Origin of the sequence: Pseudonocardia ammonioxydans, from assembly GCF_900115005.1 — a bacterium.
GTDB classification, from domain to species: Bacteria; Actinomycetota; Actinomycetes; order Mycobacteriales; family Pseudonocardiaceae; genus Pseudonocardia; species Pseudonocardia ammonioxydans.
The window spans coordinates 1-1,605 of record NZ_FOUY01000148.1; the positions used below are offsets into that span (position 1 = coordinate 1).

The window sequence follows — 1,605 nt, forward strand, 5'->3', positions numbered from 1 at the left end:
TCGGTCACGCTGTCGAGGTCGACCGGCTCAGCTGCTTGGTCTGTCATCGGGTCCACACTCCTTGATCGGAGTTACACCGATGTTCTTACAGTCCCTCGTGGGCGGCTGCCGGGTCGGCCAGGGCGACGAGCACTTCACGCGGGCCCTGGTAGGGGTCGCGGCCGTGGGCGGTGCGGATGTTGTCGAGCACGAGTAGGTCACCGCTTTGCCAGGGCTCGCGGACCGCGTTGGTGGTGTAGGCCTGCTTGATCTGGCTCACAAGGTCCCAGCCGATGGGGGTGCCGTCCCCGAAGCAGGTGGTGGCCGGGAGTCCGTCGGGTCCGAGCATGTCGCGCAGCTCATTGCCTGCGTCGGGTCCGAAGACCCACTCGCTGTAGTACGCGATGTCGTTGAACCAGCAGCGCACGCCGGTGATCGGGTGCCGGACGACGGCCGGGCGGCGTTGCCGGGTACGGAGCTGCCCGCCGCGGCGCCACTCGACGTCGATGGAGTGTGCTCGGCAGTACTCCTCGACACCGTGTCGATCACCGATGCCGAAGGCGTCCGACCAGGAGGGACCGACGTCGCCGTTGTAGGTCCGCACCAGGGTCCAACCGTCGCGCTCGCACCGCTTGACCAGGCTCGCGGGCAGCGCTGCGAGCACGGCCGAGGAGTCGGCGAGGACCGTGGCCCCGCCGAGGACGGGCGGGGACAGGCAGACGAACATCATCGAAGCGGGAAACCAGTCGCTGTATGACAGCTCGTGGTGTGGGCACATCGGGATCCCGCGCGGCCACCGGGTCGCGGAGTACACGCGGTCGGTGTAGGGCGCTCGCGGTGCGAATACCTCACGCTCGCTCATCAGGTCGTCGGCGAGCATCCGTACCACGTCGCCGGCCAGGATCGGGTCGTAGAGCCCCAGACCGCGGACCAGCACCGCGCCATGTTCCACCACCGCCCCACGCAGCGCGTCTCGTGTCTCGAACGCCCAGCGCAACGGGTCGTCCGGGTCGACCAGCAGGAGCGGAGGTCGGCCGGGGCGGCGTTCGACCGGAAGCTGTTCTGGCTGGGCCTGGGTAGATCGGCCGGAGAAGGACATGTCGACTCCACGCGCTGGGTGGTCGGCTCTCATGCCGACGCCGGGATGGATCTGGTGGGCAGCTCGCGGGCCGGGTTTCCGCCCCAAGTCTCGCCCGCGGGGACCTCCTCGCCCTTCATGACGAAGGCGTCGGCCTCGATCACGGTGCCATCGCCGATGGTGATGCCGTAGTGCACGAAAGCCCCGACCCCGAGCGTGACGCGCGACCCGATGACGGTGTAGTCGGACTTGAAGGCACCGTCTTCCTGCGAGTGGTTCTGGACGATGCTGCGTTCGTTGAGCGTGCAGTCGTCGCCGAAGCTCATGAACGGCCGTTCGACGAGCGAGGCGCCGTCGTCGAACAGGCGCGCGCCGACCCGCGTTCCGAGCATGCGCAACAGCAGCCCCTTGAACGGGGTGCCGTTGAACAGCACGAGGTAGCTCGGAGCCGGTACCTTCCAGAACCGTTCGTGCCCCCAGAAGATCGGCTCGTAGATCGAGCACCCCTTCGGCGCCCGCAGGAGCAGTCGCCGCACCGACCGGTCGAC

1 protein-coding gene and 1 pseudogene are annotated in these 1,605 nt (G+C 68.3%); both read right to left on the reverse strand.

Going from position 1 to position 1,605, the window contains the following annotated elements; genetic code table 11:
• Positions 1-85 precede the first annotated feature (85 nt).
• Positions 86-1,078, reverse strand: coding sequence for a TauD/TfdA family dioxygenase (locus tag BM093_RS34780; protein ID WP_093357720.1), 993 nt, complete (start codon positions 1,076-1,078; stop codon positions 86-88).
• 29 nt (positions 1,079-1,107) lie between these two features.
• Positions 1,108-1,605, reverse strand: a pseudogene (locus tag BM093_RS34785) (Pls/PosA family non-ribosomal peptide synthetase); the annotation flags it as partial.